Genomic DNA, 15,792 nt, shown 5'->3' on the forward strand with positions numbered 1-15,792 from the left:
CACTGGAAAGTACGGGGAAGACTATCGCGAATGCCCCCACCTGTCTGCGCGGCAACGAACATATGGACTAATCCACCACTATAATTGATCTGAGTACACGCGTTCGCTCCGGATCTGACATTGACAATGCAGTCGGCGTTTAAGAATTCGGAAACCCTGGGGGGTCGACGCAACGGATTCCGCTGACGGTAAGGTCCGCGCACTCGTGGCCGAGGAAAGGTCGCCCCCGTGCCATTGTGTACGCTACCGCACAGATCATTCCGCGGTAGGGCTTCATGATTAATTCCTACCTTACTGGTAACTGGGTAAGGATCAGCATGAACCCTGTCAATGCACTATTCACCTTTACAGGCGCCGGTGCGGATCGTGTGTATTTCAGCAATCAACTCGGAGGATGGAACCATGAAAATCAGCGAAACCATAGCAGCCTCTCTGCTTGCAAGTGCTCTCATGTTCACGCTGGCTGGCTGCGAGCAGCAAGGTCCTCTGGAAGAGGCTGGTGAGGCAGTTGACGACAAAGTCGAGGACGCGGGCGATGCCATCGAAGATACCACCGACGGCAACTGATCCTCTCTCTTCCCAATTGACGCGCCCCACAGCCGCTGAAATGCTCCGCACAGCGGTTCAGGTGCTTCAGTCAGGGTAGTATGCGTGCTCCGGGGCATCACGAACGAGGTTTGCCTGGAAACCGAGAAGAGGCGGCGCGTAGTTGCCTGCAGTGACTGTATGGACCCGCGAGGATCGTTCACGCCACGCTCACAAGACGCTCCGAGCTACGCGTTCGAAACGACGACTGCCCGACGCGTGTGTGTGGGTATATGAAAATTGTTCTGGTCATACTGGCCCTGCTACTGGTGATCGCTACGGCTCTTCCGCTACTGCGTTTCGACCAATGGTGGATTCGCGTTTTAGATTTTCCAAGAGGTCAGATTACCATCGCAGGGATTGTACTTCTTGCCCTCTATCTCTATTTCTGGAACACGCAACGCGTCTACGAATCCGTCGTTCTCGGGCTATTGGTTATGGCCGTGGGATATCAGGTAGTGAAGATGTTCCCATACACGGCGCTGATGCCCAAGCAGGTACTGGCGACGGAGTCGCGCTCGGACGGCGGAAACCTCAAGCTTCTCGTTGCAAACGTGATGATGGAAAACCGGGAGTCGGGGGCCTTTCTGGATGTCGTGCACGAGTACGATCCGGACATGATCCTGACCGTGGAGACAGACGAGTGGTGGGAGGAAGCACTCAGGCCACTGGAAGAGCAATATCCGAACTCGCTCAAGATCCCGCTCGACAACACCTATGGCATGCTCGTGCATAGTCGACTGGAGATAATCGATCCCGAGATCCGGTTTATCCTCAAGGACAGCATCCCGTCGATGCACATGCAGGTGGTATTGCCGTCAGAAGACCGTGTCTTCATGCATTTCGTTCACCCCGACCCACCCAACCCGAAGTACACGACCGAGACCACAGAACGGGATGCAGAACTGCTTATCGTGGGACGAGAAGTGGCAAAACGCGATGAACCAACAATTATTGCCGGGGATTTCAACGATGTAGCATGGTCCTATACCACGAGCCTGTTTCAGAAAGCCAGTGGCCTGCTCGATCCCCGCATCGGGCGGGGGACGTACAACACCTTCAACGCGAGGAACCCGCTCCTGCGCTGGCCGCTTGATCACGTCTTCCACTCCGATCATTTCAAGCTCGTCCGGATGGAGACGGGTTCAGCTTGGGGATCAGACCATTTTCCCATCTTCATCGAACTGAGCCTGGTGCGCGGAGCAGAAGCCGAGCAGGAAGGAGCTGATACGAACCGGGCGGAAAAAAAGGAGGTAGATGAGAAGATCGAAGATGGGAAGCAGCAAAAGGACGAATGAGCTCGTCAGGAGCGGGGGCCGGTACAAGCCCTTTACCAGATGCCGCTGCCCGACATCAGTCAGTGCTTCGATTTCAGCATGGCGTGTTGGGGTTCTCCATCCGATCGGCGCTGATCGTGCATTCTACCTTCTTCATTTGCTCAAGGCTGACCTCCGCACCTCCGTCCGTTAACCGTCTATTCCTCCTGAATTTACGTGGCCGAAAACGCAGCAGCGTTACGCACAGCATCGATATCGTCCTGAAGTGACATGGCCCGCTCCGAACGGACCAGCGCCATCCGTGAATGTTTTTTGGCTGCGGCGACCATCGCATGGTCATCTGTTTCGGCCAATGCGCAAAAAGCTTTCTGCAGTCGAATGGAAACCTCAACGATACCCGCGCCGTCACGGGTAATTGCAGTAAAGGCATCATCGAACATGTCGTCGATCACCAGCTCCGGGATCGATACACGGTCATAGGTTATCGCCGGCAATCTGTCCTTTTCAATCGGGGATTGCCAAAGCGTAAACAGTCGTACCATTGCGCCAATGACATTGATCGCGGTTCCCGGGTCATTGATGCCAGGCGACAGCGCCTTGTCGGCGATTTCGGACAGCGCAAGCAGCCCGAAGCGGGGGTCATCTTCAAAAGCACGATTCGGACTGATCGTGAAGGCGCTGGAAAAGGCATCAGGTGTGAACGCCTCGCAGCCTTCAATACGAAGCAGTGGACGGCGTGTGCTCACGAACGTACCCGGCAACGCCGTCACTATCACGCGGCAATTGAGCGACTCAGCACGGGATTGCAGCGTCTCCACATCAATATGCTAGACATAACCAACCGTAGAAGAACACACGGAGAGACCCTTGCCCCCCGCCTGATCCAGTGAGACTGACGAAGCACCCAGCGTTGGCGCATGTCGGCGACGATCAAGAGCGTCGCCGGCTGCCTTTTCCACTTGCTCAATGGTGTTCACCACCCGGCCCAGTCGGGCAATTCTGTCCACCCAGCGAACGAAAGTGATGATGACAATGGCAAACACCAGAAGGGTAAGCACGAATATCGCAAACAGGCCCGCAGAGTCAAAAATGTCATTTTTGACTGCTATCAGAGAAACAAGACTGAAGATGAAGGCGCCTATAAACGCAGACAATGCGTTCTGGGTAACATCATCAGCAATAACAAGCGGTATGGAACGAGGTGTCGCACCGGCACTGGCGGATGCGTATGCCGCAACCATGGAACCTACCGCAAAAGTCGCAATAACCAGCATGCTGGAAGCCATGATAGACAGCAGGGACTCAACTGATTCCAGGTTGACCTCGGGCAACACACTGGAAAGACCCGTATCGTCAGCCAGCTTGGCGATGAATGTACCACCAATGGAAAGCACGCAAAGCACCAGCGGCTTGATCCACAAACGCTCTCTAATCCGACTGAAGAAAAAGCGAAGACCGTCCGATGTCAACAGTGATGATTGACCCATAATCGCTTCCTCCACCGTAATGCACAGGGTCACATAGGTTGCCAGGAACGCCTATGCAGTGGGAAAGGCGCATACGACAGGGTGGCAACACATATTCTTCCCTAATTGTAGCCATACTACTATTAACACACCCTTTCAGAATGTGTTCGCCATGCGCATAAGCATAACCCAAAATCCCGTAGCGTCCTGTCCGACGGCACACATGGGGCCAGCGCATGATGCATCGAAGCGGTTTTCAGGGCTTCTGTGCGCTGCCGTACAGAAGTCGGCCTGGGTTTAGAAGAAACTGAAACAGCTGGAATCGCCGAGAGCCGTATTCGGACAGTCATTACGGCAAGTGCGCTTACAGTGGGACTGGATCGCAAAAGATACAGTTAGAACGCGTGGACTGGAAATCATACGCCACCCTCGGGCCGTTCTTAATCTCACGTAAAGGAATATTTCATGAACAATATCGTCTACATCGTCGGCGCAGTCGTCATCATAATCGCAGTCCTGTCGTTCGTTGGACTGGGCTAAAGTCCTTGCGGATTCGGTAAAGGCGGGTCGTCAGCAATCTGGACATAAACCGCCCGGTTGTTTTCAACCATTTCTGGTGCATATCCCCCGACGTCTCGAATCCCCCGCACCAACGCATCAGCCTTGAGTCGGAGATTGCGTCAACCCGGAGGTGTCCACCGCAGACGGGACGATTACCGACAGAGCTCTCGGCACGACCTCAAAGGTTGCGGGCGTATGGGTGAGGATCTCACCATCGGCGGAGACCGGTAGCCGCCGCGAGGTCCACACCTGAATCTTCCGCCCGTGCAGGCTGCGGACTTCCTCCAGCTCACGGTGCTGTCCGTCCTTGACCCAGGGGCCAATCTGGATCAGCCGCCACAGCGGCATCGGCAACAACGTATACAGATCCAATCGGTTGTCGTCGACGGCAGCGCCTTCGAATACCACCGCCCCGCCGCCATAGAAGCGCCCGTTGCCGACCGCCACATGAATCACCCGCAAATGGTACTCGGCATCGTCATCAAGGATGATATGACACCGAAACGGCCGGGTATCACGATAGGCACTGAGCAAGGCGCGGGGATAGCCGAGCACTCCCAATCGGCGTTTGATTTCGCCCGACAGGCGTTCGGCCACCTTCGGGCCGAGACCGATGCTCGCAACATTGGCGAACAGACAATCATTCACCCGTCCCAGACCGATCCTGACCGGGGTTCCCGAAAGCGCAATTTCGAGCGCCTGCAGACACACTCACCCTGTTCCACTCCGTCGAGGCTGAGGGTAATGAAGGCGACCAGCGCTCGCCGCGGCGACGATCCGGTATCGGCACCCTGCCGAGCTGTGCGGTCAACGCCGCCGCATTCAGTTTCTCTGTCCACTCTCGTCTCGCTGACGTTCATCCAGTCGCTTGTCCGCTAATCCAGGATCTGCGCCAGCGGCTTGGCCGCGCTGATCCGCTCCAACGCCACCTTGGCGCAGACCAGGATCGGGACGGTGAGCAGCGCCCCAACGATACCCCACAACCAGAACCAGAAAACCACGGAGACGAAGATCACCAGTGGGTTGAGGGTAAGCCGCCTGCCCACCGCGAGCGGCGTGACGAGATAGCCCTCAATGGAGGTGATCAGGAGGAACGCCAACGGGACCATCAAGGCCTCGCCCAAGCTGGGGTAGGACAGGATGGCCGCTAAGCTGAGAATCGCCGCCATCACTGCCGGCCCCAGATAAGGTATGAAATTGAGCAGCCCGGCCGCCACGCCCCACAGCGCCGGGTTGGGCATTCCCATCAGGTACAGCACGCCCGCCACCACGGCCCCCAACAGCAGATTGATGATGGTGATCGTAACGAGATAAGCAGACACCGACTTTTCGATCTCCTGCCCGATCTCCACGGCCTGGCGTTGGGCGTGAAAATCCGTCAGCGAGGCGACAATATTGCGGAACAGACGGTCGCCCCACCCGAGAATGAAAAAGAGCATAATCACGGCGGTGAATACGCCCACCGTGGCCTCGCGCGCATTGCTCAGCAAGAGTTTCTGCAGGCCACCGTCCTTTGCCACCACCTCGGTTTGCTTTGACTTGTCCACATCGCCCAGTCCCTCGACCTGTGCGGTCGCCTCTTTGACCTCTTCCATCGATTGCCTTACATCCGCCAGTTTATACTGCAGTTGGAGCAGCGCACGCGGCGCATCGCGAATCCATTCACTCGCCGGACCTGCCAGGCTGTACGCCCCGAACCCCAATACCGCCGTCACCAGAGTCACCATAAACAGGGCGCTTAGCGGATAGGGTATATGCCAGCGGTGCAGGCGGCGCGTCACCGGGCGAAAGATGAAACTGAGCAGAAACGCAGTTGCCAGTGGCAGCAGCACCGGCTGACCGAAATGCAGCGCCCCCAGCAGCGCGAGAACAAACAGCCCCACGACCACATAGTAGAGCCTGCGCAGCCGATCGGTATGCTGCCCGTCGGGCGGCGTCTTCTCCCCGGCCGGTGCAGCCTTGCGCGGGGCATTGCGCTGCAACTCGGCCTGTTCCAGCGGTTCCGTCATATCTCGGTGCTCATGTGCAATGCATGGGTGTTATTCACCCTGCATGGTTATATAATCCACCCAACGGAGGGCTGGTCCGCAAACCGAACGAACCCTCAATGCTTCAGAATCACGTACAGGGCATGAATGATTCCGGGAATATAGCCCAGGATGGTGAGCAGGATATTCAACCAGAAATGCCCCTTGAACCCCACCTCGGTGAACACACCCACGGGAGGAAGCAGTATCGCGAGAATGATCTTCAGCGGATCGGTTGCTGTAACAGGCATGTGGCACTCCTTGTTAGCTGTGATAATGTGTCCGTTTATTGCTGGTTGCAAGTCACATGCCTGGCGCAGGCATATCCCTGGATCCGGCGTGTTTATTGCTTAGGATCAAGTAGGCCAGGCCCAGGAGATGATTCGCATGTATGGGACGGCTACACCCGACGACGACCGCCATCGTCAACGCGCCGGCCTGCAGCGGCTGGCCCATTTGCTCGACAGCGCCATCCCCTTGCCCGGGGGGCTGCGTATCGGCCTGGACGGCATCATCGGCCTGATCCCGGGGCTCGGCGACGTGGTCGGGGCCGCGCTGTCTTCCTACATCGTCGCCCAGGCTTACCGCCTCGGGGCCTCGCGCAGCGTCATTGCACACATGGCCGGCAATATCGCACTGGACACCCTGATCGGCACCATCCCGTTTCTGGGCGACCTGTTCGACTTTGCATGGAAGGCCAACCGCCGCAATGTCGATCTGCTGGAACGTCATCTGGCGCAGCCGCGCCAGACCCGGAGGCAGAGTAGCCTGCTGATCGTCGGGGTCACGGCCGGGGGCGTAATTCTGTTGCTGGGGATTGTATATCTCCTGGTGGCGCTGGTGCACTGGATGTGGACCTCGCTGAGTAGTTGAGACGAGTGACAATCGCGTGCATCCAGCACAGACCGTAAGTTTGTGGATGGCACGCCTGCCCGTAAACCCCGTCATTCTTTCGGCCTGCGGCTGTCGCCGGTCGGCAGATGGTCCGCCACAAACGCCCCGCGTTCGCCCATGGGCCGTTCGTGGTGATGGATGGTGTCGCGCCCGGTCTGATATTCCATTTCGCCATTGAGCACGGCCCCGAGAATCACCGCAAAGGCGGTGATAAACAACCACAGCAGCAAAATCACCACGGCGCCGACCGAGCCATAGGTGGCGTTATAACTGCCGAACCGGGACACATAGAAGGAAAACAGGGCTGAGGTCAGCAGCCACAGGAGCAGGGCAAGCACGGCCCCCCAGGACACCCATTGCCAGCGCGCCTCCTTCCGCGCCGGCCCGAACCGATAAATGCTCGCCAGCATAACCAGAACGACACCGGCGAGCAGCAGCCAGCGCAGCACATTGACACCGACTTCGACCAAGCCACCCAGCCCGATCAGGTTGAGCACGATGGGAACCGCCACCACCAGCGCGATGACCACCACGGCGACCAGCACCAATCCAAGCGTCATGGCATAGGCGATCAGGTTCAATCTGATGATGCCGCGTTTTTCCCGCTCCCTGTAGGCGATGTTCATGGCGGCGATTATCGACCTGGAACCCTTGGTGGAACTCCACACCGACAGCACGACCGCCCCGGCCAGGCCTAGACCGAGTTTACCGTCCGGGCGCGTGGCCAACTGCTGCATCTGTTGCTGCAGCAAGGTATAGGCGTCGGCGGGCAACATTTTTTCAAGAATAGCGAACTGCTGGCTCACGTGGGCGGGGTCGGCCACCAGCCCATACACCGCGATGAGCGCGGCAATGGCGGGAAACAGAGCCAGCAGCCCGTAGAAGGCGACGCCGGCCGCCACCAGCCCGAGATTGCGCCGACCGATCTCGCCCCATACCCGGGCCATGACCCGGCGCCAGCCGCGCCAGGGGATCTCGGAGGGCACACTGGCATGGCGCCCCAGCTTACGCTCACGGGCCTCGGCCGTACCGGTGTTGGTGTGTGTCATCGCCACCCTGCCTCGGTCGACCGTGAGGGAAGGCCTTCCTGCGATCCGGTGTCTGGACAGGAGGAATGAATGTCGCCTCTGTCCATGCCGACCTCCTTGCCTGTCAGACATGTCTGCTGAAATTCTATAATTACGCTCTGTCGATTCAAAAAACATGCCGCGCGAATGCGGCGGCGCAATCTGCGTCCCGGGCGCCTTTAACCCGCCAGACGGCGGCATATGCACCACCGCAGGGGGCAATCCACCGGGCTCTCAGGTGAGCGGACGTTGAATGCGCCGAAACACGGCCTCCAGCAGACTGTAGAGCCCGAACGCCATCAGGCCGATGGGCATGGTCATCAGCAGCCAAGACCCGTAGGCCTGCTGTCGCAGTGCCATGAGCGCGCCCGGCAACCCGCGAGCGGCACTGGAATCCGTGGTATAGGCGACCACCAGGAAGAACCACCCGATGATCAGATAGATCACGCCCCGGCTGGCATACCCCAGCCGGGAAAACCACTGAAACTTGTTTTGCCTGCGGCTGATATTCATGTCACCGGTTCTCATTCCATGAATGTAGCTCATGCATTCCTGCACGGAAATCCAGGATCAATAATGCCCGCCGGCGCCGGATGGGGGATATCATCCACACCGCGCGCACGCGCGCCCTAGGGCTCGGCCGTTACCCTGGATACGCCATGGCATGAGGTTGCTGCTATACTCTTCATGAGTGACATTGCCCTGCAAACGCAGAAGGATCCGAAAATGAAGACACTGGCCAAAAACCCGGTTCACCCCTTCCACCAGTTCCTGTGCATCGGTGTACTCGCCGCTTTCGGCCTGAGTGGCTGTAATACCATGGCCGGCATCGGCCAGGATGTGGAATCCGCCGGTGAATCCATCGAGGAGGAAGCGGTCGAGGAACAGCGTGACTGAAGGGTTTTTTGATCGAGACCGCGGGCTGGATCCCGTTAGAGCATGGCCGCGGAGGGGGGGGGGGGGGGCACGGTGTGAGAAGCGTCTGGCGGTTCAGGTGGAGAACCATCACCTGGAACGGTGGCTTTGAGGGCACCAGCCCTCAGCAGGTCTCGCACAAGCAGCTGTCAAAACAGGCCATACCCGACCGCTGCGAAGGTTCCCGCTGTAACCAGCAATCCGATCAACGCCAGCAGACCATCATGGGCGATCAGCCCGAGACCAAGAAGGGTCAGCGCGGCGCCTGCCCCGTTGGCGCTGAATGGCACGAACTCCATGGGCGGCATGGCGACGGCAATGAGCACACAGTCCAGGGCGATGATGTACTGCCCGAAGCCTCCCGTGATCCGGCTGAGACGCGGCCGTGAAATCCGGTCCAGAAGCCTCGCCACCGGCCGCAGCCAGCGGATCACTTTGCATACCTTGTCACGCTCAGCGGCCCGCTTGAGAAGCCAGCCAGGCAGCCAGATACGTTTGCGCCCCACCAGCAGTTGACTCCCAATAATCAACACAATTGCACCCATCAGCGTAGGTACACCGGGTATATCCCCTATGATCGGCGCCAGGGTCACCAACCCCGGAATCAGCAGCATGGCACCGAATGACCGTCTGCCCACGGCATCGATCACCTCCCCGGTGGTAACCGGGTCGGCGTTGTTCGCGGCGTCCTCGATGCGATCGAGCAGGCGCTGAAGATTGCCTACCGGCTTCTGATGATCGTCCTGCATGCCTCGCCTCGAACGTTATCTTAGACGTAGCACATACCATGCCTGGCCTGATTCAGGGGTTGCTGAGGCTGAACACCTTGTTCCGCTGGAATTACCAGCCCAATTGTCAGCAACATTCGCGCCTTCAGCTGGATGCGCGGCATATCACACCGGTTCAGGTCCCGGGAGCGGTCGGGTGGACGCCGTTCGCGCGATACCGATCTACTCTCAGATCCATATCCCACCCCCCTGCAGCCGCGAAAACCACCCTGGCGGTACCTTACAGCGACACAACGATGGTCTGCAAATTGCTGTGCACCAGAGTCCTCGCACCAGGGACTGGGACTGCGGACTGCAAAACCGCCTCATCTCGGCGGGTTATCCAGCCGACAGCGTGCGCAACCTGGACAGCAACCCCCGTGTGACGGCCTGTTCCACATCACGGCCTGTATCTTTGTTGCCGTTGACCGACGCGGGAAAGGCGTCTATATCTTCATATACTCTCCGGAGCTTAGCCTATCGCACTCGGAGGGTTTTAAACTATTGATTAGGTCCATCAGCGCAAAGCAGCGCCATACCTCTGGCCGACTACGGGGAAATGATGGAAATGATCATCGAATACATTGAGACCGGTGTCGGTATTGCGACAAAAGCCGTTTTTGCCGTTCTTATTGTTTTCGCTTTTTTTTCGTGGCCAATGCCAGATCTCAGCCCGTCGTTACGCCGCTTCCAGAGCCCCGCTCAACAGACACTATGTGGCTGCCGTTGTTGTACGATTTACCGCGAGAAGTAAGAGCTAAGATCATCACGAGCCTACTCGTCCCAAATCTTGTATTCAGCCGAGACTACATCGACTGCAACGTCCTTCAAATCCACGCTGAACGCGAGCCATTGTGGCGGGGCGTGTACCTTTACCTGGGAGCGGAGCCGGGAGAGATTCGCTCCTATCTGCGCGACATCAGAACCGCCGCGCAGGAAATCTGCCAAGGGCATGGCGACAGCCCCACGGCACTCAACGCGCTCGGCATTCGCCCGTCCGGCCGAGTGTACAGATCCTGCAGCCCAGGACCATCCGGACGGAGAAGATCCCGGTGAACGCGAAAGCAGTGAGGACGCTGATTACGACACTGGATGGCGCGACTGCGGCTCGATGACTCAGTGCAGGACACAATATCGCCGGGACGACACAGGAAGAATCCGGGATATTATTCATGAAAAGCGCGGAACAACACCAGACGACCGAGACTTTTATGTTCGCGTCCACAAGAGCTATTCGGAGACCGTGCTCGAACCCTTGTTGGCGGGGAAGGCCCCTTTTTATACAGTCTATCGCTCAACCGCAGGATCTTGAAGTCTCAGCTGTGATGCCGGTCAGTACCAGACATTGCCTGCCAATTCCAGTCACTCCCACTCGATAGTCGCCGGCGGCTTGCCGGAGATGTCGTAGGTCACCCGTGAGATGCGCGGTATCTCGTTGATGATGCGCCTGGAGACATGGTCAAGGAATTCATAGGGCAGATGCGCCCAGCGCGCGGTCATGAAGTCGATGGTCTCCACGGCGCGCAGGGCGACCACATAGTCGTAGCGCCGGCCGTCGCCGGTCACGCCCACCGAGCGCACCGGCAGGAACACGGCGAAGGCCTGGCTGACCTTATCGTAGAGGTCATGCTTGCGCAGCTCGTCGATGAAGATGTGATCGGCCAGGCGCAGGGTGTCGGCGTATTCCTTCTTCACCTCGCCGAGGATGCGCACCCCCAGCCCCGGCCCCGGGAAGGGATGACGGTAGACCATATCGAAGGGCAGGCCCAGCTCGGTGCCCAGCTTGCGTACCTCGTCCTTGAACAGGTCGCGCAGGGGCTCGACCAGCTTGAGCTTCATTTTATCCGGCAGACCGCCCACATTGTGGTGTGACTTGATCAGGTGCGCCTTGCCGGTCTTGGACCCGGCGGACTCGATCACATCGGGATAGATGGTGCCCTGCGCCAACCAGTTGGCGTTGGTCAGCCGACCGGCCTCCTCGTCGAACACCTCGATGAACATGTTGCCGATGATCTTGCGCTTCTTTTCGGGATCGTCGACGCCCTTCAGGGCCTTGAGGAAGCGGTCCTCGGCATCCACCCGGATCACCCGCACGCCCATGTGCTCGCCGAAGGTCGCCATCACCTGGTCGCCCTCGTGGTGGCGCAGCAGGCCGTTGTCCACGAACACGCAGGTGAGCTGGTCGCCGATGGCCCGGTGCAGCAGCGCCGCCACCACCGAGGAGTCCACCCCGCCGGACAGGCCCAGCAGCACCTCGTCGTCACCGACCTGGGCGCGGATGGTTTCGATGTGATCCTCGATGATGTTGCCGGGCGTCCACAGGGCCTCGCAGCCGCAGATATCCAGCACGAAGCGGCTGAGGATACGTCCGCCCTGGCGGGTGTGGGTGACCTCGGGGTGGAACTGCAGGCCGTAGAAGCCGCGCTCGTCGTCGGCCATCCCGGCCATCGGCGCGCCGGCGGTGCTGGCCATGAGCTTGAAGCCCGGCGGCATCTCGATCACGCGGTCGCCATGGCTCATCCACACATCCAGCAGCCCGTACCCCTCGGGACTGGTGTGGTCCTCGATATCCTTCAGCAGCCGGGTATGGCCGTGGGCGCGCACCTGGGCATAGCCGTATTCATGGTGTTCGGCGTTCTCCACCCTGCCGCCCATCTGGAAGGCCATGGCCTGCATGCCGTAGCAGATCCCCAGCACCGGCACGCCCAGCTCGAACACCTGCTGCGGCGCCCGCGGCGAGGTCTCGGCCGTGACCGTCTCCGGCCCGCCGGAAAGGATCACACCCATGGGGCTGAAGACACGCAGATCCTCCGGATCCATGTCGCAGGGATGGATCTCGCAGTAGACCCCGATTTCGCGGATGCGGCGTGCTATCAGCTGAGTGTACTGCGAGCCGAAGTCGAGAATGAGGATGCGGTGGGCGTGGATGTCGGTCATGGGAGGTTCTCTGAATTACAGGACTTCGTCATTGCAAGGAACGCAGTGACGAAGCAATCTCTGAATCTGGGCGGAAACGGTCACGAGATTGCCGCGCTCCGCTCGCAATGACGGGCGCGGCGATTACAGCCCGGTGATCATACCCGATAGTTCGGCGCTTCCTTGGTGATCTGCACATCGTGGACATGGGACTCCTTCATGCCGGCGCCGGTCACGCGCACGAACTGGGGCTTGGTGCGCATCTCGTCGACCGTGCGGCAGCCGGTGTAGCCCATGCTGGAGCGCAACCCGCCCAGCAGCTGGTGGATCACCGGGTTGAGCGGGCCCTTGTAGGGCACCCGACCCTCGATGCCCTCGGGCACCAGCTTCTCGGCCTCGTTGCCCTCCTGGAAGTAACGGTCGCTGGAGCCCTGCTGGCCCGACATGGCGCCGAGCGACCCCATGCCGCGGTAGGACTTGTAGGAGCGGCCCTGGAACAGCTCGACCTCGCCGGGCGCCTCCTCGGTGCCGGCGAACATGCTGCCGACCATGATGGAATAGGCGCCGGCGGCGATGGCCTTGGCCATGTCGCCGGAATAGCGGATGCCACCGTCGGCGATCAGGGGGATGCCGGAATCCTTCAGCGCGGCGGCCACATTGGCCACGGCGCTGATCTGGGGCACACCCACGCCGGCCACGATACGGGTGGTGCAGATCGAGCCCGGACCGATGCCGACCTTGACCGCATCGGCGCCGGCCGCCTTCAGCGCCAGGGCTGCCTCGGCGGTGGCGATGTTGCCGCCGATCACCTGCACCTGGGGGAAGTTCTGCTTGACCCACTTCACCCGGTCCAGCACGCCCTGGGAATGGCCGTGCGCGGTATCGACCACCACCAGGTCCACCCCGGCGGCGACCAGGGCCTCGACCCGCTCGTCGGTGCCGGCGCCGACGCCGACCGCGGCCCCGACCCGCAGCTGACCCTGATCGTCCTTGCAGGCATTGGGCTTGTCGGAGGCCTTCTGGATGTCCTTGACCGTGACCAGGCCGCGCAGGCGGAAATCGTCGTCCACCACCAGCACCTTCTCGATACGGTACTGGTGCAGCAGTTTCAGTATCTCGTCCTTCTCCGCGCCCTCCTTCACCGTCACCAGCTTGTCCTTGGGCGTCATGATGCTGGAGACGGGGGCATCGAAGCGGGTTTCGAAGCGCACGTCGCGATTGGTGACGATACCGACCAGGTCCTCGCCGTCGACCACCGGCACGCCCGAGATGCGGTGCGCCCGGGTCAGTTCCAGGACGTCGCGGATGCTGGCATCGGGACGGATGGTGATGGGATCCTTGATCACGCCGCTTTCGAATTTCTTGACCAGCCGGACCTCGGCGGCCTGCTGCTCGGCATTCATGCTCTTGTGCACGATGCCGATGCCGCCCTCCTGGGCCAGGGCGATAGCCAGCCGGCCCTCGGTGACCGTGTCCATGGCTGCCGACAGCAGCGGGATGTTCATGCGGATCTCGCGCGTCAGCTGGGTGGAAAGATCCACGTCGCGCGGCAGCACATCGGAATGGGCGGGCAGCAGGAGGACGTCGTCGAAGGTCAGGGCTTCTTCAAGGATGCGTATCATGGAGGGGGTCCGTGCCATAGTCAGCTCATCAAGGGCGCAATTATAGGTTTTGCGCCCCGGCCGGTAAACCGCAATCACGCTTTTGGCCGGCCCGGCCACGCGGGAACAGCCCCTTGTTTCGCGGTGTGTTTTCCCCTGCCCGCCTGGGGTATGATCGACCCATGCAGCGCCCCGACCTTCCGCCCCCGTCCCCTGTCCCGTCCCGGGACGAACGCGACGTCTTCACCGTCTCCCGGCTCAATGCCGAGGCCCGCGACCTGCTGGAGAGCCGTTTCCCGCTGATCTGGGTCGAGGGGGAGCTGTCCAACCTGGCCCGGCCCGGCTCCGGGCACTGGTATTTCAGCCTCAAGGATGCCCGCGCCCAGGTCGGCTGCGCCATGTTCCGCGGCCGCAACCGTAATGTGCGCTTCCAGCCACAGGAAGGCATGCAGGTGCTGGTGCGCGCCAGCGTCTCCCTGTACGAGGCCCGCGGCAACTACCAGCTGATCGTCGAGCACATGGAGGAGGCCGGCGCCGGGGCCCTGCGCCGGGCCTTCGAGCAGCTGCGCGACAAGCTGGACGCCGAAGGCCTGTTCGCCCAGGAGCAGAAGCAGCCGCTGCCGTCCCTGCCCCGGCGCATCGGCGTGATCACCTCCCCCACCGGGGCGGCCATCCGCGACATTCTCAGCGTACTGGGCCGGCGTTTCCCGGCCATCCCGGTACTGGTCTATCCGGTGCCGGTGCAGGGTGAAGGGGCGGGCGCGAAGATCGCCGAGGCGCTCGCCCTGGCCGATGCCCGCAAGGACTGCGACGTCCTGATCCTGGCCCGCGGCGGCGGGTCGCTGGAGGACCTGTGGGCCTTCAACGAGGAAATCGTCGCCCGCGCCGTACACGCCTGCTCGCTGCCGGTGGTGGTGGGCGTGGGCCACGAGATCGACTTCACCATCGCCGATTTCGTCGCCGACCGGCGCGCCCCCACCCCCTCGGTGGCCGCCGAAATGGTCACCCCCAGCCGGGACGACTGGCTGCTGCGCCTGCAGGACCGGGAGCAGAAACTGACCCGGCGCCTCACCCAGCAGCTGGAACGCCGCCGCGAGCGCCTGGGCTGGCTGGCGCAGCGATTGCAGCGCCAGCACCCCGGCCAGCGCCTGGCCCAGTGGAGCCAACGCCTGGACGAGCTGGAAAGCCGCCTGCAACGCAGCCAGCAGGTCCGGCTGCGTCACGCCCGCAGCCGCCTGAGTGAGCTGGCCGCCCGCCTGTACCGGCACAACCCGGTCCCCAGGCTGGAGGCGGCCCGCCAGCGCCAGTCGGAACTGGCCCGCCGGCTGCGGCTGGCCATGCGTCACCGCCTGCAACACGACCGCGACCACCTGGGCAGCCTGATGCGCCAGCTCGACACCGTCAGCCCGCTGGCCACGCTGGACCGGGGTTATGCCATCGTGCGCCATGGCGCGGATGGTCGTATCCTGCGCTCGGTGGAAGGCGTCAGGCCAGGTGATACCCTCGAGGTACGGCTGGCGCGGGGCCGCCTGAACGCGGAAGTGCAGACAGTCGATGACAAAACGGAAAGGTAGGTACCGTCCTGGCTGTGAATCCGCGTTTGTTTGCCGTCATTCCAGCGTATGCTGGAATCCAGTGACCGCAGTGGTTTCTGGATCCCGGCATACGCCGGGATGACGAAAAAAACGGTAGTTGCAGGTCGGGGCAGCCTGAAAG

The 15,792-nt window shown here is 60.8% G+C and carries 13 protein-coding genes and 1 pseudogene; 5 read left to right on the forward strand and 9 right to left on the reverse strand.

What is annotated here, in order from left to right; translation table 11 throughout:
* The first annotated feature begins 402 nt into the window (after positions 1 to 402).
* Together D6C00_RS15575 and D6C00_RS03200 are read left to right on the forward strand one after the other, a co-directional pair.
* Positions 403 to 567, forward strand: a complete 165-nt coding sequence (locus D6C00_RS15575) for a lipoprotein (protein WP_170165440.1) — start codon at positions 403 to 405, stop codon at positions 565 to 567.
* 251 nt (positions 568 to 818) lie between these two features.
* A complete protein-coding gene (locus tag D6C00_RS03200; protein ID WP_125180280.1) occupies positions 819 to 1,883 on the forward strand; it encodes an endonuclease/exonuclease/phosphatase family protein in 1,065 nt (354 codons plus the stop codon).
* Positions 1,884 to 2,074: 191 nt separating this feature from the next.
* Here D6C00_RS03200 and D6C00_RS03205 read toward each other — a convergent pair.
* The 4 genes and pseudogenes from D6C00_RS03205 to D6C00_RS03220 form a co-directional block, all read right to left on the reverse strand.
* Positions 2,075 to 3,349, reverse strand: a pseudogene (locus tag D6C00_RS03205) (DUF2254 domain-containing protein).
* 636 nt (positions 3,350 to 3,985) lie between these two features.
* Complete coding sequence (locus D6C00_RS03210; RefSeq protein ID WP_125180281.1) at positions 3,986 to 4,600, reverse strand: hypothetical protein; 615 nt, start codon at positions 4,598 to 4,600, stop codon at positions 3,986 to 3,988.
* A gap of 164 nt (positions 4,601 to 4,764) precedes the next feature.
* Complete coding sequence (locus tag D6C00_RS03215; protein ID WP_125180282.1) at positions 4,765 to 5,898, reverse strand: AI-2E family transporter; 1,134 nt, start codon at positions 5,896 to 5,898, stop codon at positions 4,765 to 4,767.
* Between the two features lie 95 nt (positions 5,899 to 5,993).
* Positions 5,994 to 6,167 (reverse strand): YqaE/Pmp3 family membrane protein, encoded by a 174-nt coding sequence (locus D6C00_RS03220; protein WP_125180283.1) that lies wholly within the window; start codon positions 6,165 to 6,167, stop codon positions 5,994 to 5,996.
* A gap of 136 nt (positions 6,168 to 6,303) precedes the next feature.
* Between D6C00_RS03220 and D6C00_RS03225 the strand changes: the two genes are divergently transcribed.
* Entirely contained in the window at positions 6,304 to 6,789 is a 486-nt protein-coding gene (locus D6C00_RS03225) for a DUF4112 domain-containing protein (protein ID WP_206609496.1), read from the forward strand.
* A 71-nt stretch (positions 6,790 to 6,860) separates the two neighbouring features.
* Here the strand turns inward: D6C00_RS03225 and D6C00_RS03230 are convergent, their stop codons facing one another.
* Both D6C00_RS03230 and D6C00_RS03235 read right to left on the reverse strand, forming a co-directional pair.
* On the reverse strand, positions 6,861 to 7,859 hold the full coding sequence (locus tag D6C00_RS03230; RefSeq protein ID WP_125180285.1) for a YihY/virulence factor BrkB family protein: 999 nt from the start codon (positions 7,857 to 7,859) through the stop codon (positions 6,861 to 6,863).
* 252 nt (positions 7,860 to 8,111) lie between these two features.
* Complete coding sequence (locus D6C00_RS03235) at positions 8,112 to 8,390, reverse strand: DUF1206 domain-containing protein (RefSeq protein ID WP_158675270.1); 279 nt, start codon at positions 8,388 to 8,390, stop codon at positions 8,112 to 8,114.
* Positions 8,391 to 8,603: 213 nt separating this feature from the next.
* Here D6C00_RS03235 and D6C00_RS03240 point away from each other — a divergent pair, with 213 nt between their 5' ends.
* Complete coding sequence (locus D6C00_RS03240; protein WP_125180287.1) at positions 8,604 to 8,774, forward strand: entericidin A/B family lipoprotein; 171 nt, start codon at positions 8,604 to 8,606, stop codon at positions 8,772 to 8,774.
* 167 nt (positions 8,775 to 8,941) lie between these two features.
* Here the strand turns inward: D6C00_RS03240 and D6C00_RS03245 are convergent, their stop codons facing one another.
* From D6C00_RS03245 to guaB, 3 genes are all read right to left on the reverse strand, one after another.
* Positions 8,942 to 9,541 carry an exopolysaccharide biosynthesis protein gene (locus tag D6C00_RS03245; protein WP_125180288.1) on the reverse strand — a complete coding sequence of 200 codons (600 nt, stop codon included), beginning with the start codon at positions 9,539 to 9,541 and terminating at the stop codon, positions 8,942 to 8,944.
* A gap of 1,380 nt (positions 9,542 to 10,921) precedes the next feature.
* The gene (gene guaA / locus D6C00_RS03250) at positions 10,922 to 12,496 is read right to left on the reverse strand and encodes a glutamine-hydrolyzing GMP synthase (RefSeq protein ID WP_125180289.1); all 1,575 of its coding nucleotides are present in this window, start codon (positions 12,494 to 12,496) and stop codon (positions 10,922 to 10,924) included.
* A 137-nt stretch (positions 12,497 to 12,633) separates the two neighbouring features.
* On the reverse strand, positions 12,634 to 14,094 hold the full coding sequence (guaB, locus tag D6C00_RS03255) for an IMP dehydrogenase (protein WP_125182342.1): 1,461 nt from the start codon (positions 14,092 to 14,094) through the stop codon (positions 12,634 to 12,636).
* Positions 14,095 to 14,258: 164 nt separating this feature from the next.
* Between guaB and xseA the strand changes: the two genes are divergently transcribed.
* The gene (xseA, locus tag D6C00_RS03260; RefSeq protein ID WP_125180290.1) at positions 14,259 to 15,650 is read left to right on the forward strand and encodes an exodeoxyribonuclease VII large subunit; all 1,392 of its coding nucleotides are present in this window, start codon (positions 14,259 to 14,261) and stop codon (positions 15,648 to 15,650) included.
* Positions 15,651 to 15,792: the final 142 nt, after the last annotated feature.

Origin of the sequence: Thiohalobacter thiocyanaticus, from assembly GCF_003932505.1 — a bacterium.
In the GTDB taxonomy this organism is placed as follows: domain Bacteria; phylum Pseudomonadota; class Gammaproteobacteria; order Thiohalobacterales; family Thiohalobacteraceae; genus Thiohalobacter; species Thiohalobacter thiocyanaticus.